Genomic DNA, 22793 nt, shown 5'->3' with positions numbered 1-22793 from the left:
GACCACACAATGCCAATTCACCCGCAGATCGCCGAGATCCTCGGCACCCTGCCCCCGCCGCCTCCTGGTCCGCTGAACCCTGGGGCCATGCGCGCCGGGGAGGCAGCCCAGGTTCCCGCACCCGAGGACCGCCTGCCGTTGTACTCTGTCGAGGACGCCACGGCAGTGACGCCCGCGGGCGAAGTGCCCGTAAGGATCTACACACCGGTGGCGGCTGACGCCTTCGGTCTACTGGTGTACTTCCACGGCGGCGCGTTCTTCCTGGGCAGCCTGGACACCCACGACCGCGTGGCACGGTCCCTGGCCCAGGAGACCGGCTACAAGGTCATCTCGGTCGGCTACCGGCTGGCCCCCGAATCCGTTTTCCCGGCCGGCCTGGATGACTGCTACGGCGTGGTCCGCTGGGCCGCCGCGCAGGGTAGCGGCCTGGCCTGGGACGGGAAGAACCTCGCCATCGCCGGCGACAGCTCGGGCGGCACCTTCGTGGCCGCCGTCTCCGCCAAGGCCCACGATGACGGGTTCGACGCCATCTCGCACCAGATCCTGTTCTACCCGTCCCTTGACCTGGACTTCGACGTCGCCCGTTACCCCTCGCTGCGGGAGAACGCTGAAGGCTACGGGCTGGAGACGGCTGGCCTGGCGCCGTTCAACTCCTTCTACCTCGAGAGCGGGGCGGATCCGGCGGACCCCCTCGTCTCCCCCATCAAGCGCGAGGACCTGACCGGCCTGCCGCCGGCGCTGGTCATCACGGCCGAGTACGATCCCCTGCGCGACGAGGGCGAACTCTACGGCCGGCGCCTGCGGGAAGCCGGCGTGGACGCGACAGTCAGCCGCTACCCCGGCGCCGGCCACGGATTCGTCCAGCACTTCTCCTGGATCCCGGAGTTCCACCGCGCATTCCAGGAGACCGGTGAATTCCTGAACGCTCGGGCCGTCCAATGACGGAGCCGGTTGCTGTTCATCCGCTGGTGTCGCCCTGGGGTCGTTTTGGCCTCTACAGCTTCTTCATCGATGCTCCGGAACCCGCCATTGTGGACACCGGGATCGCGTCGTCGCCCGCCGACGGCATGATCCCCGCGCTCGAGAAGCTGGGACGGCGCATCGAGGACGTGCGCTGGATTCTGCTGACCCACGGCCACATCGACCACCTCGGCGGCGCGCACGCCCTCTGGGAACTCACGGGCCGCCGCGCCAAAGTCGTGATCCATGAGGCCGACGCTCCCCTGCTGCGGTCCCGGCGCGCGCATGTTGACCAGTACGTAGGCGTGCGTCAGCAGTACCTCGACAATTCCGACGCAGTGGCGGAGCAAACCAAGGCAGCGAACCAAGTCATCTCCGGCGAGATGGAGCCGACCCTGCTGGTGAAGGGCGGCGAGACCCTCTCCCTGGGCGGGGACGTCACGGTGTCCGTCCACCACATCCCGGGCCACACGGCGGGGTCGGTGGCGTACGTCGTGGACGGCCAGCAGTCGGTCTTCGTCGGCGATGCCGTGCAGATCCACGGAGCCGCCAACGGCTTCCCGGGCTACGAGGATCCTGCCGCCTACCGCGCCAGCCTGACCTACCTTCGCGACGAGATCCGCCCGCAGCATCTCTACCTGGGCCACCCCTACAGGAATGCGGACGGCGTGCCGTACGGCGTCGAGCTGGACCGTGAAGCGGCCCGGCGGGCCCTGCAGGGCAGCCTTGACCTGGAAGCCAGGATCGACGACGCCGCGCGGCGCCACCTGCGCGAGGGCCCGCAGGAGACCGACTCGGTCTACTCCCCGTTCGCCCCGGTTGCCGAGGAGCTTGGCTACACGGGTGACCCCACGCTGGAGCCCTCTCCGTTCTTCACCACGCTGCACGGCTACCGCACGCAGTTCAACCCAGATCTCTTAGCAGAGGAGCTTCGCAATCATGAATGAGTATCAAAGGATCGACGCGGGTGGGGAGAAGATTGCCATCCGCAAGGACCTGCGGGTCCCCATGCGGGACGGCGTCGAGCTCGCCGCGGACGCCTATCAGGGCGTCGAGGACAAGCCGCGCCCGGCGCTGGTGGCCTTGAGCCCCTACGGCAAGGAACTGCAGGCGCTGGCGCTCACCACCCCGCCGCAGCGGCGCCCCAGCCCGATGTGGGACGGCTGCATCGAGGCCGGAGACATCGCGCGCATCGTCAAGGAGGACTATGTCCACGTCATTGGCGACCTGCGCGGCTCCGGCCACTCCGGCGGCGAGCACATCGGCAACTACAACGCCGGCGGCGTTTCCCTGGGCCAGGACGCGTACGACTTCATCGAGTGGGTTGCCGAGCAGCCCTGGTGCGACGGCAACGTCGGCATGGTGGGCATCTCCTACTTCGGCTCCATGCAGGTGCTGGCAGCGGCCGAGCGGCCGCCGAGCCTGAAGGCGATCTTTGTCTCGGGCGGACATTACGATTTCTACGAGACCACCTACCACGGCGGCATCATGTGGTTCATGCCGCGCGCCGCCCGCGAGGGCCGCGGCGGCGACTCGGGCTGGGCATTCACCGACAACGTCAAATCACGCATGATCGAGAAGCACGCCCCCGGGGAGCTGAAAAGGCTCGTCCAGGAGCGGCTGCAGGATCCGGACGTCGCCGCCTGGCCCAACCTGGTCCACGTCCTGAACTACCCGAAGAACCACGAAGCCTGGTTCGACATCGTGATGAACGAGCTCGACGGGGATTGGTATGAGGAACGCAACCCCATCACTCTGGCCCCGAACATCGACATCCCGGTCTACCTCCAGATCGACCAGGGCCGCGGCTGGACCATGGACGGCACGATCGAACTGTACAACGCGCTGAACGGCCCCAAGAAGCTGGACATCGGGCCGTACCCGCCGATGCAGTCGCGGCCCTTCATCGAGGAACACGACAAGATGTTCCGGTGGTACGACTACTGGATCAAGGGCATCGACAACGGCGTCATGGACGAACCCGCCGTCAGCGTCTTCGTGGAGGGCTCACGGGAGGTGGCCACCGCGGAGGCGTGGCCGCCGAAGGACATTGAATACAAGTCCCTGTTTCTTCGCCCGCGGCACAAGCTGTCCACCGAGCCCGAGCTGATGGGCGTCGAGTATGCCGCCCCGGACGGCTTCTACCAGGCGCCGCTGACGGTGACGGACAAGGTGGAGATCATCAGCTGGTCCACGCCGGCCTTCGAGGAGGCCACGGAGCTGATCGGCACCGGCGCCGCCCACATCTTCGCCGAGATCGACCAGCCGGATACCAACTTCATCCTGCGCCTGTGGGACTACTCCCCCAACGGCAAACGCCAGCTCATCACCAGCGGCTACCTCAAGGCCTCCCACCGCGAGCTCGACGAGCGGACCACCGAAGGCAGCCCGCACCACCCGCACACCCGCTCCGTGCCGGTGGAGCCGGGGACCATCCAGGAGTACGTGCTGCGCCTCTACCCGTTCGCGAACACGTTCAAGCCAGGTCACGTCCTGACGGTGGAACTCTCGAACGGCGAGCCGCTGGCCGACGAGCACAACGCCCTGCTGCCGCCGGATGCCTTCCACCTGCCCGTGGGCCGGCCTGTCACCCACAAGATCTACCGCGACGCCGCCCACCAGTCCCGGCTGGTCCTGCCATTCACCACGCGCACGGCTGGGTAGCCAGGCACTCATGACCGGCCGACGTATCGGCCGGTCATGAGTGTTCCTTCCCGCGCCCTTCGGTCAGCCCGTTGAACCGCGCACCACCAGCGAGCTGCCAAGCGTTACATTCGGCTCCTCCAGCTCAGATCCTTCCATGAGCCAGCGGAGCTGCTGACCTGCTTTGCGTCCCAGCGGCATGGCCGGCAGGTGCACGCTCGTCAGGCCGGGGTTGCTGGTTGCCGAATAAGGCAAGTCGTCGAAGCCGGCCACGGCAAGTTCCCGTGGAATGCGGACTCCCGCCACGCGGGCTTCCTGCAGGACGCCGTAGGCGTGCGTGTCCGTTCCGCATACGACGGCGGTGACTCCGGTGCGCTGCCACTGCGGCCAGGCCCGGGCGAACGCCGCGGCGGCCGACCCGACGTCGATCGTGGTGCTGATGATGCAGTCGGGCGCCACCGAGATCCCGCGCGCCCTGGCCTCCGCGAGGAACGCGGTGCGCCGCACCTCGAAGGTGGCGGTCCCGGTCACGCTGTCGATGTAGGCAGCTTGGGTGTGCCCCGAATCGGCGAGGTGCGCTGCCAGCTCACGTGCGCCGCGCGCGACGTCCAGGTTTACCGAGGGGGCGTAGGCCTCCAGCCCGGGGGCATCCAGCAGTACCAGGGGGCCGGCGGCGGACAGTTCTTCGAGGAAGCCGGCGTTGGGGGCATCCACCAGGAGGCCGGCCGGCCGGAGCGCCATGAGCTTCCGGACGTCCTCGGCCTGCGGGAACTCGCCGGCGTCGGTGACGGACAGCAGCAGTTGGTACTCGGCGCCAAGGGACTCCCGCACTCCGGCGATCACTTTGGCGAAAAACGGGTTGGAGATGTCGGGGGCCACGAGGATGACGATGGAACTCACACCCTTGGCCAGCGAGCTTCCGATGCCGTCCACCACGTAGCCCAGTTCTGCGATGGCCTCACGCACGCGCGAAATGTTGTCCTCGGACACCCGCCCCCTGGTTTTCCCGTTGGCTACCAGGGAAACCGTGGCCGTGGAAACACCGGCGCGCTCGGCCACCATCGCAGCCGTAACGCGGGGCGCGCRGGCGTTGCGCCGATCGAGGGTGACCATGCATCGATCGTAGCCAACATTTTGGAGTTTCAGGCATCTCAAGGCATCAAGCGCTTGACGCAATGACGTTAAGCGTTTGACGTACTGCGGTGAGCGATGCCAGAATTCCTGTGAATGCTTAGTGCCCTGTTCGGGCAAGGCACCCAATCCCCAGCGGCCGGCGCAGAAACTGTGCAGCATGCCGGCGGGCGCGGTTGCCCTGCACCGCAGGCCCCAATGACGTGGAGACAACAATGGAAACACAGCCCCTGACACCGGCGCCCAGGAAGATCATTCTTGACTGCGACCCCGGACATGATGACGCAGTGGCATTGCTGCTGGCTCACGGCAACCCCAATATCGAACTGCTCGCCGTCACGACGGTTGTAGGCAACCAGACCCTCGAAAAGGTCACCCGCAACGCACTCTCGGTGGGCACGATTGCGGGCATCACGGGCGTACCGTTCGCCGCGGGCTGCGACCGCCCGCTGGTCCGCACTATCGAAACAGCCCCCAGCATTCACGGCGAGACCGGCATGGACGGTCCCGACCAGCCCGAGTCCGCCATCGAGCTGGACCCGCGCCACGCCGTCGACCTGATCATCGAAACCGTCATGGCGCATGAGCCGGGTACGGTCACCCTGGTCCCCACCGCCGGCCTGACCAACATCGCCATGGCAGCCCGCAAGGAACCCCGCATCGTGGAACGGGTCAAGGAAGTCGTCCTCATGGGCGGCGGCTACCACGTGGGCAACTGGAGTGCCGTTGCTGAATTCAACATCATCATCGACCCCGAAGCCGCACACATCGTGTTCAACGAAAAGTGGCCGGTGGTGATGGTGGGCCTCGACCTCACGCACCAGGCCTTGGCCACTGCGGAGGTTGTGGACCGGATCGCGGCCATTGGCACCAAGCCGGCAAAGTTCGTCATGGAACTGATGGAGTTCTTCACCAAGACCTACAAGGACGCGCAGGGCTTCGACTACCCGCCGGTCCACGATCCGTGCGCGGTTGCCTACGTCATCGACCCCACGGTGATGACCACGCGCAAGGTCCCGGTGGACATCGAACTGCAGGGCAGGCTGACGCTCGGCATGACCGTGGCCGACTTCCGCGCGCCCGCCCCGGACGACTGCCACACGTCCGTCGCCATGGACCTGGACCATGAGAAGTTCTGGGATCTCGTCACAGATGCGATCGTCCGGATCGGAGAGGGCGGCGCTCCCGCCGCCACGGCAGCGGCAACCCCCGCCATGGCCGGGGCCGCTACCGCAGGCGCCGTTGCCGGAGAGGCCAAGTAAATGACCACGTTAATCTCCGACAACACCAGGACCACCCGCGGCAACGTCACCGCGCTCGTGGTCGCACTGCTGGCCGCCTGCGTGGCTTTCCAGCTCAACGCATCCATGCTCAGCCCGGCCTTGGTCACCATGGGCAACGAACTTCAAACGGACCAGGCCGTCATCGGGCTGTCCCAAACCTGGTTCTTCACCGCCGCAGCCTTGTTCTCGCTCTTCCTGCCGCGCCTCAGCGACATCGTGGGGCGCAAGAAGATCCTTCTCGGCATGATGCTGATGATGGCCGTAGGCTCGGTCATCGCCGGCCTCGCGCCGGACGTCACATGGCTCTTCGTGGGCCGCATCATCCAGGGCGTCAGCGGCCCGACCGTCCCCCTGTGCCTCATCATGCTCCGCTCTGCGGTCAGCAACCCGCGCAAATACGGCGCACTCATGGGCCTCATCACGGCGGTCAATGGCGGCGTGGCCGGCGTCGATTCGTTCGTTGGCGGCTACTTTGCCGAGCACTTCGGTTTCCGCAGCATCTTCTGGCTCATGGTCGCCCTCGCTGTGGCAGCCGCAGTCCTGGTTGCCGTCCTGGCCGGCGAGAGCAAGCCGGCTGCAGGCACCACCATGGACTGGCTGGGCGTCTTCTTCATCGTGATCGCGGTGGGAGCACTCCTGACCGCACTGAACGAAGGCTCCAAGCTTGCCGCGGACTTCTCTGCCGGCACGTTGATGCTGGCCGCCGGCCTGGTCGTGGTGGCGGCCGCCGCGTTCTTCGCTTTCTGGACGGTTGAGAAACGTGCCAAGGCGCCCATGGTGGAAACCGTGCACCTTCGCCAGCGCTCCACCTGGGCCCCGCTGCTCACCACCACGCTCACCATGACCGGCATTTTCGCCGTCATCAACGGCATCGTCCCGGCGTACGTCCAGGCAGCCGACCCGGGCTTCGGCGTCGGCCCCACCGAAATGTCCCTTCTCATCCTCACGCCGTACGCCCTGCTGGGCTGGATCTTCGGTCCGATCAGCGGCCGGCTGGCCCCTGTCCTGGGCTACACAAAGGTCCTGCGCATCGGCCTGTTGGGCAGCCTCGCGGCCTTGGCGATCATCGCATTTCTCGGCCTGCACAGCCTGCCGATGATGATGATCGGCACGGCCTTGCTGGGGATCATGTACGCCGGTACGGTCAACATCATGCTGAACGGCCTTGGTGTGGTTCTCTCGCCGGAGGGCAACCCCGGCTTCCTGCCTGGCATGAACGCCGGTGCCTTCAACCTCGGCGCCGGGCTGAGCTTCCTGGTGCTCCCGGCGGTCCTCGTCGCCACGTCGTCCATGGGTGATGCCAAAGCGTCGTACCTGACCGTCGTTATCGCGGGCCTCGCCATCACCGCCGCAGCCTTCGCCGCGTCCCTCCTGATCCCGAAGCCCGCCGACGCCGAGGTAACCGAATGAGCACCGAAGCCAGCGCACCGGAATCGAGGATCGTCGTCGTTGGTTCGCTCAACGCCGACCTCACCATCTACTGCGACCGGCTCCCCCAGCCGGGCGAGACGATCCACGGCAACGGCTTCGCCGTCAATCCGGGCGGCAAGGGCGCCAACCAGGCGGTGGCTGCCAGCAAGCTGGGCGGCCGCGTCAGTCTGGTGGGCGCCGTGGGCGAGGACCCCAACGGTGCACTGCTGCTCGAGTCGACGGCCCGCGCCGGGGTGGACGTCTCGCACGTCCGCCGTGCCGCCGCCGCCGCCACCGGCGTCGCCGTTATCTCGGTCGATGCCCTCGGCGAGAACAGCATCATCATCTCCGCCGGCGCCAACGGCACCCTGACCCCGGCCGACGTCGAGGCAGCCGCCGACCTTTTCGACGGCGCCGCGGTGGTCTGCCTCTGCCTTGAAGTTGGCCTCGACACGGTTGCGGCCGCCGCCCAAGCAGCCCACGATGCCGGCGCGACGGTCCTGCTAAACCTCTCGCCCTACGCCGAGATCCCACAGGCCCTGGCCCGGTTGAGCGATGTGCTGCTGGTCAACGCGCATGAGGCTTCCCTGTTCCTGGGGAAGGTTTCCGTACCGGGTGCCGGCATGGACGCCGGCGAATGGGAGCCGGTGCGCCAGCAGTTCGCTGACCGCGGCTTGCACCGGGTGTTGGTGACGCTGGGGGCCCACGGTTCCGTGGTGTTGGACTCCCAAGCCGCCGACGCACAGCGAGTCACCCTCATTCCACCCACCAAAGTCGTAGCGGTGGACACCACCGGGGCCGGCGACGCGTTCACGGGCGCCGTGGCTGCGCGGCTGGCCGACGGGGAATCCCTGACGGAGGCCGCGGCATTTGCCTCGGTGGCCGCGGCCTTGGCCGCCACGAAGAAGGGCACCCAGGCCGCCTACCCGGACGCTGCCGACGTAAACCTCCTGCGCAGCAGCTAGGCCCTCAGGAACGCTCAGGCCAGCGGCTGCACGGCGTGATCGCCGCGAGGCTCCCGACGAGGTGTCGCCTAGCGCGCTGGCACATCGATCAGCACCTTGCCGACGATGCTCTCTTCCACCGCCGCGTGGGCCGCAGCCGTGTCTGCCAGGACAAAGCGATGCAGCGGCAGGCCGGCGGCCTCTCCCACCGGGAGTGCGCCGTCGGCGATGGCCGCATTGATGTCCTCGGCGGCGGCGTGCACGGCTGCCATGCCAACGGTGTAGAGCAGCACGAACTGGTAGCGGACGTTGAGGCTGAAATGCCGGCGCACGTCCAGGGTCATCTGGTCGCCGCCGTTGTTGGCGTAGACGGCGATGGAGCCGCGGTTGCGGACCACCGCCAGGTCGAGTTCCGCGTTCTGCGCGGGCGCCAGCTCCACGATCTGGTCGACGCCGTTGGGAGCGATCCGGCGGATCTCCGCGGCCGCGTGGGTTTCCCGGTAATTAATGACGTGATCGGCGCCGGCGGCCGTGACCAGGGCGGCCTTGGCCGGTCCGCTCACGGTCGTGATCACAACCGCGCCGGCCCACTTGGCGAGCTGGATCGCCGCATGGCCCACGGCGCCGGCCCCACCAGCGACGAGGACTATTTTGCCGTCCAAGGCTCCCGGGTGCAGTCGCCGCGGGCCGTCCTCGGCGATGGTCAGGGCCCGGTGGGCGGTGATCGCGGGTACGCCCAGGCTTGCGCCGAGGTCGAACCCGGCGTTCTCCGGCAGCGGAAAGACCCGCTCGGCCGGCAGGACGGTGAATTCCTGCGCTGTCCCGCCGTCAGCGCGCTGGTAAGCGGCCAGGGCCAGCCAGACCCTGTCACCGACGCGGAGATGCTCGACGCCGGGTCCGACGGCGTCGAGCACTCCGGCGCCGTCCTGGTTCGGCACGACCTCCTCGAAGGGCAAGGGCTCGCCGGGTTTGGCGCCGCGGCGCGATTTCCAGTCGGTGGGGTTCACCGCGGAGACCATGATCCGTACGCGCACCTCCCCGGGTCCCGGCTCGCGGATCCCGCGGTCCACGAGTTCGAGAACAAAGGGATCGCCGGTGGCACGGTACACGATTGCTTTCATACAGTGACCTAACGCCGGCTCCGACCGAAAATTCCCGCCGGGGGCCGGACCAGAAACCACAGGGTCATCTGGCACGTACTATCCCCCCGTTTCTTGCACACCACCTCAGACCAAGTTTTCAGGGGAGCGCTTCACCCCAGGTTTGGCGAGTTGGGCTGTAATTTCATCCGTCCACGCGTCCAGAGCCGCCCAGTCCCGCAAGTCTCCGAAGTGGCCGCCGGTGAGACGGAACAGGACCCGGAGCGGAGCCGGCATCTGGCCTGCCCTGTACACGCCGGAGAAGACTTTGTGGCCGCGAAGAGCAACTTCCTGAAACTGGGCAAGTTCCAGGTGCTTCTGTTGCAGTGCCCGACCGCGCTCGCGAAACGGCTTCGGCAAGGCGGCGGACATCCCCACACTGAACGCCCAGACAGGTCGTGTGGCCAGGTCGGGCGCAAGGCGGGTGAAGAACAGCAAAGCCTGGGGCAACCACGCCTGATTGTGGATGGCGCTTCCGGCCACGACGGCCTGGTAGCCGGAGACCGACTCGACCTCCTCCACGGAGCGGCACTCGACCTCGCCCAGTGCAACAGCCATCCGGGAGGCTACGTGCTCAGCTATCTCCCGGGTGCTTCCCATCGCACTTGCGTAAGCAACAAGAACAGTCATGGTCAGGCCTCCTACCCTCCTTTCCCAGTCTCATGGACTCTCCGGCGGCCGGAATCTGCCATAAGTCCCGGCACAAGGCTCGGGAAGGGACAGCCGTGTACCGGCGAAACCCGTAGTCGTTCACGTTGGGGCTTTAGGCCCTGACAGCGATTGTGCCTTGGGCACACACTGAATCGTCGGCGTGCCGTGCCGAAACTGCCGGCGCACAAACGACGCTCAGATGATGCAGCTCTCAAGCAGGGGAAGATCGGGATTCGAATGACCAATCCAATTGTCGTCGGTATCAACGGGTCCACGCGAAGCGAAACCGCCCTGACGTGGGCGCTCCAGCGCGCGTCGCAGCATAAGCTGCCCGTCATCGCCGTTTACGCCGTGGACGACCGGTGGATGACCCCGGACTTCCAATACCACGACGTCGTCCGGGCAGCGGCCATGGAACAGCTGCAGAAGGCGCAGGACAGCGCCCGCGCGCAGGCCCCCGACGTCGATATCGAGGTTCAGCTACGGCATGGCAGCGCGGGTGCGGCCCTCCGGGAAGCGTCGATGGAAGCCGCCATGCTGGTCGTCGGGGCGCACGACCGGCACTGGCTGGACGGCGGGCCGCTGACCGACCGCGCATTGCAGGTTGTTTCCGCCTCGGACAGTCCGGTCGCCGTCATCCCGCCAACGCCGGACACGGGCCGCCACGGAGTCGTGGTCGGCGTGGACGGATCCGAGGAATCCCTCCAGGCCGTGTCCGTCGCCGCGGCCGAGGCCGACCGCGCCGGCGACGAATTGACGGTGGTCCTTGCCCTCCGCAGCCCGGCCAGGTGGGTCGAGACCCGGCTGCCGACCAGCGGGATGGCCGAGACCATCGTTGAGGAGGACAAGGTGGTCCTCGCCGAATCGGTGGCAGGCCTGCGGGACAAGTACCCGGACCTGGCCATCCATCAGCGGCTCGTAACCGACACCGAACCTGCCAAGGCCCTGGTCGAAGCCGCCCGGGAGGCCCGGCTGCTGGTCATCGGCAGCCGCGGGCGCGGAGCATTTTCCCGGCTTGTACTGGGGTCCACTGCCCACGCCGTCCTGCTGAACGTCCCCTGCCCCACCATCGTTACCCGCCTGCACAAGGTCCAGCATGACAAGGCGTGACGGCCACCAACCGACAAGCGGTTAGGGTCGCCGCTCAGCCCGGGAACGGCGGTCAGGGAAGAACTTTGGTTACCGGCATCGCCGGTCCCGGTGCCGCCTGCCTGACAGGCTCCCTCCCCCGGGCCGGTCCCAGCGCCCTCAGCGCGTTGAGGATCGTGGCCAGATCCACCAGCTCCTGGAACAGGGCGCCGGCTACGGCTGGGATAAAGCCGGACGCGGCAACAATCATGAGCCCGGTACTCAGGATGATGCCAACCCAGATGCTCTCCAAGGCCACCTTCACGCTTCGCTGTCCGATCTCCACGGCCCGGGCCACCCTGGACAGATCATCGAGCATGATCACCACATCGGCGGACTCGCTGGCGGCGGTGGAGCCCTTGGCTCCCATCGCCACACCCACATCTGCCGCTGCCAGCACGGGCGCATCATTGATGCCGTCGCCGACCATCATGACCGGCCGGGATGTCAGGGCCTTGACCGCTTGCACCTTCTCTGCTGGCAGGCACTCTGCGTGGATGCGGGTAATGCCCACTTCGGCGGCGATGTGTTCCGCCGTCTCCTGCGCGTCGCCGGTCAGCATGAGGGATTCGCGGATTCCCAGCCTGCGCAGCTGCTCCAGCGTCTGGGCGGCGTTCGGGCGGACGGCATCACTCATGATCAGCGCTCCGGCGAAGATACCGTCGACGCCCACATATACGGCCATCTGCCCGCTCGCCAGTTGTGCCTTCTCCACCCGAGCGGTGTTTTCCGCGACAAAATTGCGCTTGCCGACGACGACGGTGCAGCTGCCGAAGTCCGCCCACACCCCGTAGGTGGCATGTTCAGTGGCGTTTCTGGCGGCCAGCAATGGCAGCTTCCGGCGGACCGCCGCTTCCATCACCGAAGCAGCAAGCACATGGGAAGAATATTGCTCCGCCGAGGCCGCCCGTTGAAGTAGCTCATCGGCGCCGAGGCCCGCACCCCCATCGGCGATGCGAATCTCCAACAGCACCGGACGCCCGCCGGTCAGTGTGCCGGTCTTGTCGAAGGCCGCGACGCGGATTCTGCTCAGCTTTTCCAGCGTGCCACCGTTCTTGACAATGATGCCGTTCCGGGAGGCCCTGCTCATGCCGGCCACAAACGCCACCGGCGCAGCAATGAGCAGCGGGCAGGGAGTGGCCACCACCAACACCTCGGCAAACCGGACCGGATCGCCGCTTGCCAGCCAGGCAACGCCGGAAAGGACAAACGCGAAGACCGTGAAGGGAACAGCATATCGGTCCGCCATCCGGACGACAGGGGCTCTACTGGCCGCAGCTTCCTGCACGAGGGCAACGATCCTGCTGTATTGGGAATCCGTCACCGTCGCAGATGCCCGCATCCGTACCGCAGATCCTCCGTTGACCGAACCGCTCATGACCTGGTCTCCGGCCGCTCTTTCTACCGGAAGGCTCTCTCCGGTTAGCGCCGATTCGTCGAAAGAGCCGGACTCAGAGGCCAGCACCCCGTCGACCGGGACCACCTCTGCAGGCCTGAGCAGAAGCACATCGCCGGGACGGAGCTCCCCCACGCTGACGTCCTCGGCAGGCCGGCCAGCCCTTTCCCGGTGGGCGATCTGCGGTGCACGCTCGAGTAGGGCGCTCAACTCCCGCTGGGCGCGTCCCTGCGCAAAGTCCTCCAGCGCACGGCCCCCGGAGAGCATGAGCACTACGATCAGGGACGCGATGTATTCGCCCACGGCCACGGTGCTGGCCACGGCAGCCACCGCAAGCAGGTCTACCCCCAGGCGTCCGTGGACGGCTGCCCGGATCATGTCCGCGGCCAGCCGGACCGTGACGAACAGCGCGTAGATGCTGGCAGTCCACTGCGCTGCCACCGCTTTCCCGCTCAGGAGCAGCCCGGCCACCACCAAACAGCAAAGTACTGTGGCAGCGACCAGCGGATACCGGCGGACGAAGCCCATCAGCGACCGCCCCCTCCCGCTGCAGCCTGGCAGCGGCAGCCAGCACGGCTGGCGGCCGTCCGCGTCAGGACCGATATGGCGGCGTCGGGCTTGTTCACGCCACTAATCCCATCTCACACTTCCAGCGCCATATGCGACGTGCTGGGATCCAGTATGCTCCCAACCGCTGCGCACCACGAGGCCTTGAATGTCAGATTCCCGCACGCTGTCGATCGTCAGTGGCTGCCACCCGGAAGATGGGAGCATGGTGACATGACTCCTGAGCACGGTTTCTCCGGCTTCTTCCGGCGCCCCCAGCCCATCAAACCCAAGGCCGGCCAAGAATCGGTGTGGGACTACCCGCGGCCGCCAAGGGTCGAGCCGCGATCCGATCGGGTCGTCGTGCGGCTTGGCGGGCAGGTGATCGCCGACACCACCGATGCCGTGCGCGTCCTGGAGACGAGTCATCCCCCTGCCTACTACTTGCCCTTGGATTCATTCCCTGCCGGTGTGCTCGTCCCTACCGAGGGCACCAGTTTTTGCGAATTCAAGGGAGAAGCGCACTACTTCGACGTCGTTGCCGGCGGAGTCGTCGTTCGCCGTGCCGGGTGGACTTACCCGGAACCCACCCGTGGCTTCGAGGCGCTCAGTACCCGAGTGGCCCTCTACCCGGGTCTGATGGACTCCTGCGAGGTCAACGGCGAGCAGGTGACTTTCCAGGAAGGTGACTTCTATGGCGGATGGATCACCGCGCAGATCGTTGGTCCGTTCAAGGGTGGCCCGGGCACGGCCGGGTGGTGAGCTCTTGACGCAGCCGGGGCCACAAGGTAGACAAGGGCCATCCCGGTGCCATCGCGGCGGAGTCACAACCACAAATCAAACGCGGGCAGCCCGGGGACCGTCATGGTGAACACGGCGGAGCAGCGGAGTGAGGTGTGAGCGATGACCGGATTAGGTGCCCTCCGCGTCCTGGCGCTCGGCTGGGCAGGCTCCGTCGCCGCGGAGGCAGCGATTGCGGATGACTGGGGGTATTACTTCGGCGTCTTCGTGATTGTCCTGGCCCAGTGCGCCGGTGTACCGCTTCCCGCCGTGGCCGTACTGCTTGGGGCATACGCCTCGGCGCGCCACGGAGACCTGAACCTTGCCGCCGTTATCGCGGTCGGCAGCCTGGGCGCCATGCTCGGGAGCACGGTGGGCTACGCGCTTGGGCGGGTGGGAGGTCGTCCGTTGATGATGCGCCTGGCACGGCGCTTCCACGCCGACGAGAACCGCATCGTCCAACTGGAGTCGTTCTTCGAGCGGCACGGTGGCAAAGCCTTGTTCTTCGGCCGGTGGGTCATTGTCGTCCGGCTCTGGGGCGCCATAGCCGCGGGGGCCGCCAAGATGCCGTGGCCCAAGTTCCTGCTGTGGACCATCACAGGATCCATTGCGTGGGTCGCGAGCCTCAGCGTTCTCGCCTACCTGGCCGGGGCGCTGGCGCATGCCATCGGTGACGCGCTCGACATCGGTGGCTGGGTGCTGGTCCCCATCGTCGTGCTTGGCCTGGTGATCGTCTGGCGCCGTCGCAGACGCCGGAAGATCAAGCCTGCGCAAGGGTCAGGGGACGGCGTGGCCGAATGAAGCCGGGGTAACCGTCCCGCCCGGGAGCAGGACATTGGCGGGACGGTGGCTCAGTTTTTCTCCCTGACCGTGGCATTGGTAGTTTCCCGCTGCGTCGCCGCCCAGCTGGCGAGGACTTTCAGTGCGTCCTCGGAGGGTGTGCCGGGATCTGCTGTGTACACGTTGATGCGCAGTCCCGGGTCTGCGGGGAGTTCCATCGCTTCATAGCTCAAGTCCAGGTCGCCAACGATCGGGTGGTGGAGCCGTTTGCGGCCGGCGCGGTGGTATTTCACGTCGTGCCGGGCCCACCGGGTGCGGAACTCCTCGCTGCGGGTGGAGAGTTCGCCGATCAGGTCCGTGAGGTCCTTGTCGTACGGGTTTTTCCCGGCCGTGGAGCGCAGGACGGCGACGATGTCGTCCGCGCTGCGTTCCCAGTCGGCGAAGAACTCCCGCGCTTTCGGGTTCAGGAAGGTGAAGCGTGCGCTGTTCGGCGGAGGGGGGCCCTCGGCCATCATGTCCAGATAAAGGGCCCGGCCCAGTTCGTTGGCGGCGAGGACATCCCCTCGGTCGTTGCGGACCCAAGCCGGCGCCGTCGTGATCGCATCGATGACCCGTTGCACGCTTGGCCGCACCGTCTGCGGACTGCGCTTGCGCCGCACCCGGGGGGAGGCGGTGGCGGCGCGGGCCAGGTCAAAAAGGTGGGCCGTTTCGGCGTCGTCGAGCTTCAGGGCACGCCCGAGGGCTTCTAGAACGCTGTCCGACGCGCCAGAAAGGTTCCCCCGCTCAAGGCGTATGTAGTAATCGATACTCATCCCGGCGAGCATGGCGACTTCCTCGCGGCGCAGCCCGGTAACGCGCCGGTTGCCGCCATAAACGGGCAGGCCGGCTTCCTCGGGCGTGATCCGGGCACGGCGGGAGGTCAGGAATCTCCGCACGTCGTCGCTGTGTGTCATGGCATCCACGCTACGCGCGGTCCATGGGACGAGGGAGGCACTGGCGTTACCCGGAAAGGCCGTGACTCCCGGCTCCTAAGGAATCAAGGTTGCATTGAAAGCATGAAACCTGAACCTATCGCTCCCCACCCGGCGGCGATCCTGGCGGTCATCCTCGTCAGCTACTTCATGATCCTGCTGGACAACTCGGTCATCTTCACCGCACTGCCGAGCCTGCAGGAAGACCTGCACCTGAGCACCGGTGAGCTCTCCTGGGTTCAGGATGCGTACACGCTGGTCTTCGGCGGCCTGCTGCTCCTCGGCGCCAGGGCAGGAGACCTGCTCGGACGCCGACGGGTATTCGTGTTCGGGCTGGTGGTGTTCTCGATCGCGTCGCTGCTGATCGGACTGGCGCCGGCGGGCTGGTGGGCGATTGCCGGCCGCGCCGTCCAGGGTATTGGGGCTGCGATCGTCGCGCCCGCATCGCTGTCCCTGCTCACGGCAAGCTTCCCGGAGGGCCGCGAGCGCACCCGGGCTGTCGCCTTGTACGGTGCCACCGCAGGGATCGGTGCCAGCCTGGGGCTGGTCATCGGCGGGGCGCTGGCCCACTGGATCTCCTGGCGGGCCGGGTTCTTCGTCAACGTACCCATCGGCGCCGCCATGATCATCCTCGCTCCGAAGTTCATCCCCGAGACCGGACGCACTATTGGCCGCTTCGACGTATTCGGCGCGCTCAGCGCGACCCTTGGTGTCGGCGCCCTGGTGTTCGGCATTATTAACACCGCTGTTGCGGGCTGGGAGTCGCCGGTCACGCTCGCAGCCGTCAGCGCCGGCGTCGTGTTCCTGATCGTGTTCGTTCTGATAGAACGCAGGGCCACCCAGCCCATCATGCCGCTGCGCCTGTTCCGGAGCCGCCGCCGCACCGGCGCCTACGTGGCGCGCTTTCTCTACCTGGGCGCAATGATCGCGTTCTTTTTCTTCACCACCCAGTTCCTGCAGGAAGTGCTCGGCTTCGACCCGCTGCAGGCCGGCATCGGATTCCTCCCAATGACGGCGGTCAACTTCGTCGTAGCGATGAGCATCCCGCGGCTCCTAGGCCGAATGCCGGGTTCGGTTGTCCTCTTGGCCGGAATCCTTCTCACCCTCGCCGGGATGTTCTGGCTCAGCCGAGCCGGCGTCGACTCCGCATACCTGACAGGGGTGGCCCTGCCGATGATCCTCATCGGTGCCGGTCAAGGCCTCGCCTTTGCGCCACTGACCTCGTTCGGCATCGTCGGCGCGCCCGCCGCCGACGCCGGCGCGGCATCCGGGCTGGTGAACACCTTTCACCAGGTGGGCACCTGCCTGGGCCTAGGCATTGCGGTCGCGGCCGCAGCCACCGTCCCGTCCGGGCCGGAAACAGCGCACCTGGCCGCGCAGGTCAGCGTCGCCCTCACAACAGGCAGCGCCCTCCTGCTCCTGGCCGCGGCAGTCGCTGCGGCCCTGATCCTGCCCGCAGACCTGGCTGCCCGCCGCGCTCGGACGTTGCCCGCGGCGCGGCCCGTGGCCCTGGCCGAGACCACCCGCTAAACCACCCACCCCGAAAGGGGGGCCCATCGACACCCTGATCAGCAGTGACTCCCCCCGGGCATGCGCTTCACGCGACCGCTTGCCCCGGGTTCAACGCCTCTTGCCCCCAACGCCCGGCACGGACGCGACTTGCTTCATCCACGCCGCGATCTGGCGTTCGTCGATGTCGTCCAAGGACTCGAGCTCAACACCCCGCGTCGACTTGCCCATCCCCACCGGTGTCACCGGCGGTACAGGCTCGAGCGCCGCGCCATTGATAAACATGAGCTTGACATGGCCGGCAAAACCGCCGCAGCTGAAGCACCACCCGTCGCCGACGCCGTAGTACGACATGCCCCACTTCACCGAGCGCCGGAGGTCGGGCAGCGTCTTTGCCGCCAGCGCATCGATCGTTTCGGCGATGCCGCGCTGCGGCTGAGGCAGGCTCGCGATATATGCGAAGACCGGCTTGTCGCCGACCGCCGCTTTCGCGGGGCTGGCCCTGCCTGTCATGGCTTCCGGCAGAGCAGTGGCGGCATCGACAGGTGCCGCTGCGCCCGTAGCCGGCTTTTCGGCTTCCCCGATCCCCATGTCAGTCCTTCTTCAGTTCCTCGGCGAGCATCACGAGGATTCCACTGGGTCCGCGAAGGTAGGTGAGTTTGTAGACGTCGCCGTAGGTCGCCACACCGCGCAGCGGACGGCATCCGTGCTTCGCGGCTATCTCAAGGGCTTTGTCGATGTCGTCGACCGAGAAGGCCACGCGGTGCATGCCGATGTCGTTCGGGCGGGTCGGGTTGGACTCGATCGCTTTGGGGTGGATGTATTCGAAGAGTTCAAGTCGACCATGACCGTCTGGGGTCTGGAGCATCGCAATGTTGGCGTGGTTGCCATCAAGCCCGACGGCGGTGTCGGTCCACTCGCCGCTGACCGTGTCACGGCCGACGACGGTGAGCCCGAGATCGGTGAAAAAGGCGATTGCTGCTTCGAGGTCACGAACGGCGATACCGACATTCTCAAGTTTGATGGCCATGCGTCGACGCTACCAAGGCGGACCGATTAGCTCCAGTGGCGGGCTGGGACTGGACTGACCACGTTCGGGGAGGGTTCTGCGGGCAAGAGGAGAAGAAGCAGGGCCCGGCTCGCGGTCCAGACGGCGGCGCCCAGTTCAGGATCTTCTTCCCGTCCTCGGCCTAGAGGTAGTCCCCGATGTGTTCGCGGGCGATTTCCAAGAGGGTGGATTGGAAAGCGACCTCTGCCGGGGCGTAGACCTTGTCCTGGCGCTGGGCCAGCAAAACCCGCCGCATGGGCGCGGCAGCACCGAGACTGAGTACCCTTACGTCCGGGTGTTGGAGGGCTACTGCGGTTTTGGGCACCATGGCCACGCCCATGCCGACGCTGACCATGGCCTGGGCCTCCTGGTAGTCGTTGGCCAGGAAGCCAATGGTCGGCTCGAACCCGGCGTCGTGGGCGGAGCGTTGGAGGACCTCGACCACCGGGTGGGCCTCCGCGCGAACTATCCACGACTCCTTGCGTAGCTCCTCCATCCTCACTTCATCCCGGTCGGCGAGTCGGTGCCCGCGCGCCACCAGGATCACGGTGCTCTCCTGGAAGACTTCCGTTACCCGGATGGAATCGTCGTGGAACCGATTCCAGGGATAGTCCCAGAGCAGGCACAGTCCGGTGACTCCAGACTCGAGGTCCGAGACAAGTTCGTTGAAACGCGCGCTGCGCACCGAGAGTCCAATTGCCGGATAGCGCTTCTTGAAGGCGCGGATAACAAGGGGCAAAAATGATCCGGCGAGGGTGGGGAACGTGCCTACGGTCAAGGAACCGCGCCTGAGGCCGGCGATCTGGTCCAGGTCGGACTGGGCTGCCCGCATCTGTCCAATGATCTTGCGGGCGTGCCCGGCCAACACCTGGCCCGCCTCTGTGGGCGCAACCCCACGGGATCGGCGGTTGAGCAAGGGCTGCCCGACCTCTTGTTCAAGCTTCCGCAACTGCTGGGACACCGCTGACGGGGTGTACATCATCAAATCCGCCGCCGCGGTGATCGATCCCTGCTCGACAACCTCCACCAGCAGGGCCAACCGGCGGATGTCGAATAAATCTTGACTCGCATCGTTAAGCAATGGTTAACCCTTCTGTCTGTTTGGTTCATTCTATGCAATCCCGGGCACTTCAGTGTGATTGAGGGAACGAAATCTCGCCAGCAGAAGGCCAGAGAATGGATTAATTGGCCCGCAATACCAATGAATTGAGCATCACTACATCCCCCTACATTAATTGAACATTGTCTTCATTTGTGATCTAGCTCATTCTGTTTTCAGGCGCCTGAACGTATGAGCGGCACTAGGAGATGTAGGGATCACGATGAAGTTGGAAGCAGAATGGATGCGCGGAGGCACCAGCAAGTGCTGGGTCTTCGAAACCGAGCACCTGGACGAAACCAGGACGAGCCTGGATGAGCTGCTTCCCCGGCTCTTCGGAAGTCCGGACCCCCGGCAAATTGACGGTGTCGGCGGAGCAACCTCGACAACCAGCAAGGCCATGATCCTTCGCCGACCCGCCAACGAGGACGTCGACGTCGAATTCACCTTCGCTCAGGTCGGCATCGAAGAGGCAGCTGTGGACTGGGGCAGCAACTGCGGCAACTGCTCCGCAGTTGTCGGCCTCTACGCCATCGAAAAGGGCTGGGTGATCCCCAGCGGGGATATCACCCGCATCGTCACCCGCAACACCAACACCGGGCAGATCATCATCCAGCGGGTCGCCACTCCCGCCGGCGCCCTGCCCATCGTCCCGGATGCTCAGATGCCCGGGGTTGCGTTCCCCGGCTACCGGGTCGGTCTCGGCTTCCAGGACCCAGCCGGCAAGACCACTGGAAATTTGCTGCCCACCGGCGAAGCGACTGACACGATAATGGCCGGCGGAACACGCTGGACTGTATCGATGGTCGACGCCGGAGCACCAGTAGTAATTGTCCGTGCCGAGGAGCTGGGCCTGGACACAGCCCGGTACGACAGCTGGGTCGCCGGAGTGGAACTGCAACTGGAAACGTTGGAACACATCCGCCGGCAGGCGGCCGTCCGGATGGGTCTGGCGTTATCGGCCGCAGAAGCTGCCCGCGCCATCCCCAAGCTGGCCATTGTCGCCTCGCCCACCCAGTCGGACCCGGACTGCGACGTCAATGTCTTGATGCTCTCGATGGGAAAGCCCCACCCTGCATTGGCCATCACCGGCAGCATCGCGCTGACCCTCGCCGCACGGACCCCGGGCACCGTACTCAACAGCATCAGCGTCGACACTCCGCGGCCCACCCTGAGACTACGCACTCCCGCGGGAGTGATCGAAACCTGGAGCGAGGAGCGCGACGGGTCCTTGCTGGTCGGCGTCGACCGAACGGCCCGCACTATCGCCACCACCATCATCCACGTTCCGGAAGCTCTCGGCAGCGCTGCTGTCGAAGATTCACTAGCATCAGCAACTCAATGAGGAGCCAAGATCATGAATAAGACTATTTACCAACCCGCTCCCAAGGCAGAGGGCGAAATCCGGGAAGACCGTTCCAAGGGTCCCAATCGCCGGCGCCGTATCCTTCTGATATCGGTAGCCGCGATCGCGATCCTGGGTCTGGTCTCCCTCGTGTTCGGGGGTACCATTTTCAACCCGGCGGCCACCTCGGAATCGGAGCCGCCCATGRCCGCTACACAGATCATCCCCCTGGTCATACTTGTCGTGATGTTCGTCGTCGCCACGAAATGGCCGCTGAACATCGGGGTGATGGGCCTGGTGGCATCGTTCGGCGTCGGATATTTCATGCTCGGAATGAGCGACAAGGAGATACTCGCGGAATTCCCCGCCAGTATCGTTTTGACGATCATCGGGGTCACCTACTTCTTCAGCATGGCTCAGAAGAACGGGACCATCGACATCATCGTGCAGACTTGTGTGCGCCTCGTCAGGGGTAAGACACTGCTGCTCCCCTGGGTATTCTTCCTCTTGGCTGCCGCATTGACTTCGTTGGGCACCTTCTCCCCCGCCGCCGTCGCACTTCTCGCACCCGCTGCCATCGGCTTCGCCTACGAATCGCGCATCCATCCCGTACTCATGGGTGCGTTCATCATCAACGGAGCGCACGCCGGAGGGTTCTCCCCGCTGTCGGTTGCCGGCGTTCTGGTACACGACATCGCACTGAAGAATGGCTTTCCTATCTCCCAGGGCGCACTCTTTGCCGCCAGCTTCGCCCTGAACCTCATCCTGACGGCACTGACCGTCGTACTGTTCGCCCTTCTGGGCAAGCTGCGGGACGGCGAAGGCGCCCAGCATGTCGACGTTGACGGGCCCCGCACCAGCCGTCCCCACGGCCAGCAAATCATCACCCTCCTGTTGATCCTTGCGATGCTTGTCTGCACACTGGGCTTCCACATGCCGATCGGCTTTGTAGCGCTCTCCGCCGGCCTTATCCTGGCGCTGATCAACATCAAAGAACACCGGACCTTCATCGGCGGTATCTCCTGGTCCACCGTCCTGCTGGTGGCCGGCATGATCACCTACGTTTCCCTGCTCCAGCACGTCGGTGTCATCGATACCCTTGCAGAGCGGGCCCTCGCCCTGGGCGCACCCATGCTGATCGCGCTGGTCCTGTGCTACGTAATCGGTGTGGGCTCGGCCTTCGCCTCCTCCACGGCGTTGCTGACCGCATTCATCCCCCTTGCTGGTCCCCTGCTGGCATCCAGTTCGCTGAGCGCTTCAGGAACGGTCGCGGCACTGGCCATTGCCGCCACCGTCGTGGATGTTTCGCCCTTCTCCACTGACGGCGCACTCGTTGTCGCCAACGCCCGCGAAAACGACCGCCAACGCGTCTACAAGCAGCTGATGTTCTACGCCGGCGGAGTGGTCCTCGTAGCTCCCGCACTGGCCTGGGCCCTGCTCGTACCCACCGGCATCATGTAGCCGGGTCCCGCGCCTCGGGCAAACGGCCCGTCAGCAACCTGACGAGCCGTTGCCCGTCCCGGCAAAACCCACCAAAGCGTCCACGGTAACCGCACATCCACGATGGGCAGGATCCGAGGACACGCAACATGCCGCCGGGCTCAACGTCCGGCACGCGCGCTGCCGTTCCCGCACTCCATCGCAACAGGTAGCCCGAAAGACGGGCGCGGGAACTGCGCAGCATGCGAGGGAGGCAGGGCGACCACGACGTCACCCTGCCTCCTCCCACAACTGTCCCCAGATACTGGGTATCTTCCCGAACTGCCCTCGAGCAAAGAGAAATCCCATGAACTTCCGCCGTCGCCCCGCAAACAGCAACAACTAGAGCCGGCCATGACCGGGAGTCTGGCGATTCGGCAATCACTGCCGGTCCGGACGAAACCGGCTCTTCGTGGTTCGTGGGGAAATGACTCCGTGTCGTAGATAAAGAAGGGGCCCGTGGCCCTGCTGGGATGAGTGTGTCTAGCATTCAAACCAGGAACAGGACCACGAGCCTTGACTGAGCCTATCGTTGTGGCGTCCGACGCTGC

General features: G+C 65.9%; 20 protein-coding genes. 12 read left to right on the top strand and 8 right to left on the bottom strand.

Annotation, left to right across the window (positions count from 1 at the left end; translation table 11 throughout):
* Positions 1 to 9 precede the first annotated feature (9 nt).
* The 3 genes from AB4089_RS19855 to AB4089_RS19845 are packed head-to-tail and all read left to right on the top strand — an operon-like array spanning position 10 to position 3624.
* The gene (locus tag AB4089_RS19855; RefSeq protein ID WP_441410989.1) at positions 10 to 942 is read left to right on the top strand and encodes an alpha/beta hydrolase; all 933 of its coding nucleotides are present in this window, start codon (positions 10 to 12) and stop codon (positions 940 to 942) included.
* Positions 939 to 1907, top strand: a complete 969-nt coding sequence (locus AB4089_RS19850) for an MBL fold metallo-hydrolase (protein ID WP_441410988.1) — start codon at positions 939 to 941, stop codon at positions 1905 to 1907. Before AB4089_RS19855 ends, AB4089_RS19850 begins: the two co-directional genes overlap by 4 nt.
* The gene (locus AB4089_RS19845; RefSeq protein WP_441410987.1) at positions 1900 to 3624 is read left to right on the top strand and encodes a CocE/NonD family hydrolase; all 1725 of its coding nucleotides are present in this window, start codon (positions 1900 to 1902) and stop codon (positions 3622 to 3624) included. Before AB4089_RS19850 ends, AB4089_RS19845 begins: the two co-directional genes overlap by 8 nt.
* Before the next feature lie 63 nt (positions 3625 to 3687).
* On the opposite strand, the gene AB4089_RS19840 is transcribed toward AB4089_RS19845, so the two are convergent.
* Positions 3688 to 4716, bottom strand: coding sequence for a LacI family DNA-binding transcriptional regulator (locus tag AB4089_RS19840; RefSeq protein ID WP_441410986.1), 1029 nt, complete (start codon positions 4714 to 4716; stop codon positions 3688 to 3690).
* A gap of 233 nt (positions 4717 to 4949) precedes the next feature.
* Here AB4089_RS19840 and uriH point away from each other — a divergent pair, with 233 nt between their 5' ends.
* From uriH to AB4089_RS19825, 3 genes are read left to right on the top strand one after another with little or no spacing between them, the layout of a single operon-like run.
* On the top strand, positions 4950 to 5996 hold the full coding sequence (gene uriH, locus AB4089_RS19835; RefSeq protein WP_441410985.1) for a uridine-preferring nucleoside hydrolase UriH: 1047 nt from the start codon (positions 4950 to 4952) through the stop codon (positions 5994 to 5996).
* Positions 5997 to 7427 (top strand): uridine transporter UriT, encoded by a 1431-nt coding sequence (gene uriT, locus AB4089_RS19830; RefSeq protein WP_441410984.1) that lies wholly within the window; start codon positions 5997 to 5999, stop codon positions 7425 to 7427.
* Positions 7424 to 8392, top strand: coding sequence for a ribokinase (locus AB4089_RS19825; protein ID WP_441410983.1), 969 nt, complete (start codon positions 7424 to 7426; stop codon positions 8390 to 8392). The genes uriT and AB4089_RS19825 overlap by 4 nt, the downstream gene beginning before the upstream one ends.
* Positions 8393 to 8460: 68 nt before the next feature.
* Here the strand turns inward: AB4089_RS19825 and AB4089_RS19820 are convergent, their stop codons facing one another.
* Together AB4089_RS19820 and AB4089_RS19815 are read right to left on the bottom strand one after the other, a co-directional pair.
* On the bottom strand, positions 8461 to 9492 hold the full coding sequence (locus tag AB4089_RS19820; RefSeq protein WP_441410982.1) for an NADPH:quinone reductase: 1032 nt from the start codon (positions 9490 to 9492) through the stop codon (positions 8461 to 8463).
* A 105-nt stretch (positions 9493 to 9597) separates the two neighbouring features.
* Positions 9598 to 10110, bottom strand: a complete 513-nt coding sequence (locus tag AB4089_RS19815) for a flavodoxin domain-containing protein (RefSeq protein ID WP_441411043.1) — start codon at positions 10108 to 10110, stop codon at positions 9598 to 9600.
* A 288-nt stretch (positions 10111 to 10398) separates the two neighbouring features.
* Here AB4089_RS19815 and AB4089_RS19810 point away from each other — a divergent pair, with 288 nt between their 5' ends.
* Positions 10399 to 11271, top strand: coding sequence for a universal stress protein (locus AB4089_RS19810; RefSeq protein ID WP_441410981.1), 873 nt, complete (start codon positions 10399 to 10401; stop codon positions 11269 to 11271).
* Positions 11272 to 11323: 52 nt separating this feature from the next.
* Here the strand turns inward: AB4089_RS19810 and AB4089_RS19805 are convergent, their stop codons facing one another.
* On the bottom strand, positions 11324 to 13213 hold the full coding sequence (locus tag AB4089_RS19805; protein WP_441410980.1) for a heavy metal translocating P-type ATPase: 1890 nt from the start codon (positions 13211 to 13213) through the stop codon (positions 11324 to 11326).
* Positions 13214 to 13465: 252 nt separating this feature from the next.
* Here AB4089_RS19805 and AB4089_RS19800 point away from each other — a divergent pair, with 252 nt between their 5' ends.
* Both AB4089_RS19800 and AB4089_RS19795 read left to right on the top strand, forming a co-directional pair.
* Positions 13466 to 13993: a DUF427 domain-containing protein gene (locus AB4089_RS19800; protein WP_441410979.1), complete on the top strand. Its 528-nt coding sequence runs from the start codon at positions 13466 to 13468 to the stop codon at positions 13991 to 13993.
* A gap of 141 nt (positions 13994 to 14134) precedes the next feature.
* Complete coding sequence (locus tag AB4089_RS19795) at positions 14135 to 14812, top strand: DedA family protein (protein ID WP_441410978.1); 678 nt, start codon at positions 14135 to 14137, stop codon at positions 14810 to 14812.
* A 50-nt stretch (positions 14813 to 14862) separates the two neighbouring features.
* Here AB4089_RS19795 and AB4089_RS19790 read toward each other — a convergent pair whose 3' ends face one another.
* Complete coding sequence (locus AB4089_RS19790) at positions 14863 to 15744, bottom strand: helix-turn-helix transcriptional regulator (RefSeq protein WP_441410977.1); 882 nt, start codon at positions 15742 to 15744, stop codon at positions 14863 to 14865.
* A gap of 102 nt (positions 15745 to 15846) precedes the next feature.
* Between AB4089_RS19790 and AB4089_RS19785 the strand changes: the two genes are divergently transcribed.
* Positions 15847 to 17292 carry an MFS transporter gene (locus AB4089_RS19785; RefSeq protein ID WP_441410976.1) on the top strand — a complete coding sequence of 482 codons (1446 nt, stop codon included), beginning with the start codon at positions 15847 to 15849 and terminating at the stop codon, positions 17290 to 17292.
* Between the two features lie 90 nt (positions 17293 to 17382).
* On the opposite strand, the gene AB4089_RS19780 is transcribed toward AB4089_RS19785, so the two are convergent.
* The 3 genes from AB4089_RS19780 to AB4089_RS19770 all read right to left on the bottom strand — a co-directional run bounded on the left by AB4089_RS19780 (position 17383) and on the right by AB4089_RS19770 (position 19400).
* A complete protein-coding gene (locus tag AB4089_RS19780) occupies positions 17383 to 17862 on the bottom strand; it encodes a DUF1801 domain-containing protein (RefSeq protein ID WP_441410975.1) in 480 nt (159 codons plus the stop codon).
* 1 nt (position 17863) lies between these two features.
* Positions 17864 to 18301 carry a VOC family protein gene (locus AB4089_RS19775; protein WP_441410974.1) on the bottom strand — a complete coding sequence of 146 codons (438 nt, stop codon included), beginning with the start codon at positions 18299 to 18301 and terminating at the stop codon, positions 17864 to 17866.
* Between the two features lie 160 nt (positions 18302 to 18461).
* Entirely contained in the window at positions 18462 to 19400 is a 939-nt protein-coding gene (locus AB4089_RS19770; protein WP_441410973.1) for a LysR substrate-binding domain-containing protein, read from the bottom strand.
* A gap of 241 nt (positions 19401 to 19641) precedes the next feature.
* On the opposite strand from AB4089_RS19770, the gene AB4089_RS19765 reads away from it, so the two are divergent.
* Positions 19642 to 20763: a PrpF domain-containing protein gene (locus AB4089_RS19765; RefSeq protein ID WP_441410972.1), complete on the top strand. Its 1122-nt coding sequence runs from the start codon at positions 19642 to 19644 to the stop codon at positions 20761 to 20763.
* Between the two features lie 12 nt (positions 20764 to 20775).
* Complete coding sequence (locus AB4089_RS19760) at positions 20776 to 22224, top strand: SLC13 family permease (RefSeq protein WP_441410971.1); 1449 nt, start codon at positions 20776 to 20778, stop codon at positions 22222 to 22224.
* Positions 22225 to 22793 lie beyond the last annotated feature (569 nt).

Origin of the sequence: Arthrobacter sp. 2MCAF15 (genome assembly GCF_052115605.1) — a bacterium.
GTDB lineage: Bacteria > Actinomycetota > Actinomycetes > Actinomycetales > Micrococcaceae > Arthrobacter.
This window is presented reverse-complemented; position numbering and strand designations above follow the sequence as displayed.

Excerpts from the sequence above, each read along its gene's own strand:
- AB4089_RS19855 (WP_441410989.1), top strand. The coding sequence starts at position 10 with ATGCCAATTCACCCGCAGATCGCCGAGATCCTCGGCACCCTGCCCCCG.
- AB4089_RS19850 (WP_441410988.1), top strand. The coding sequence starts at position 939 with ATGACGGAGCCGGTTGCTGTTCATCCGCTGGTGTCGCCCTGGGGTCGT.
- AB4089_RS19845 (WP_441410987.1), top strand. The coding sequence starts at position 1,900 with ATGAATGAGTATCAAAGGATCGACGCGGGTGGGGAGAAGATTGCCATC.
- uriH (WP_441410985.1), top strand. The coding sequence starts at position 4,950 with ATGGAAACACAGCCCCTGACACCGGCGCCCAGGAAGATCATTCTTGAC.
- uriT (WP_441410984.1), top strand. The coding sequence starts at position 5,997 with ATGACCACGTTAATCTCCGACAACACCAGGACCACCCGCGGCAACGTC.
- AB4089_RS19825 (WP_441410983.1), top strand. The coding sequence starts at position 7,424 with ATGAGCACCGAAGCCAGCGCACCGGAATCGAGGATCGTCGTCGTTGGT.
- AB4089_RS19820 (WP_441410982.1), bottom strand. The coding sequence starts at position 9,492 with ATGAAAGCAATCGTGTACCGTGCCACCGGCGATCCCTTTGTTCTCGAA.
- AB4089_RS19815 (WP_441411043.1), bottom strand. The coding sequence starts at position 10,110 with ATGGGAAGCACCCGGGAGATAGCTGAGCACGTAGCCTCCCGGATGGCT.
- AB4089_RS19810 (WP_441410981.1), top strand. The coding sequence starts at position 10,399 with ATGACCAATCCAATTGTCGTCGGTATCAACGGGTCCACGCGAAGCGAA.
- AB4089_RS19805 (WP_441410980.1), bottom strand. The coding sequence starts at position 13,213 with ATGGGCTTCGTCCGCCGGTATCCGCTGGTCGCTGCCACAGTACTTTGC.
- AB4089_RS19800 (WP_441410979.1), top strand. The coding sequence starts at position 13,466 with ATGACTCCTGAGCACGGTTTCTCCGGCTTCTTCCGGCGCCCCCAGCCC.
- AB4089_RS19795 (WP_441410978.1), top strand. The coding sequence starts at position 14,135 with ATGACCGGATTAGGTGCCCTCCGCGTCCTGGCGCTCGGCTGGGCAGGC.
- AB4089_RS19790 (WP_441410977.1), bottom strand. The coding sequence starts at position 15,744 with ATGACACACAGCGACGACGTGCGGAGATTCCTGACCTCCCGCCGTGCC.
- AB4089_RS19785 (WP_441410976.1), top strand. The coding sequence starts at position 15,847 with ATGAAACCTGAACCTATCGCTCCCCACCCGGCGGCGATCCTGGCGGTC.
- AB4089_RS19780 (WP_441410975.1), bottom strand. The coding sequence starts at position 17,862 with ATGGGGATCGGGGAAGCCGAAAAGCCGGCTACGGGCGCAGCGGCACCT.
- AB4089_RS19775 (WP_441410974.1), bottom strand. The coding sequence starts at position 18,301 with ATGGCCATCAAACTTGAGAATGTCGGTATCGCCGTTCGTGACCTCGAA.
- AB4089_RS19765 (WP_441410972.1), top strand. The coding sequence starts at position 19,642 with ATGAAGTTGGAAGCAGAATGGATGCGCGGAGGCACCAGCAAGTGCTGG.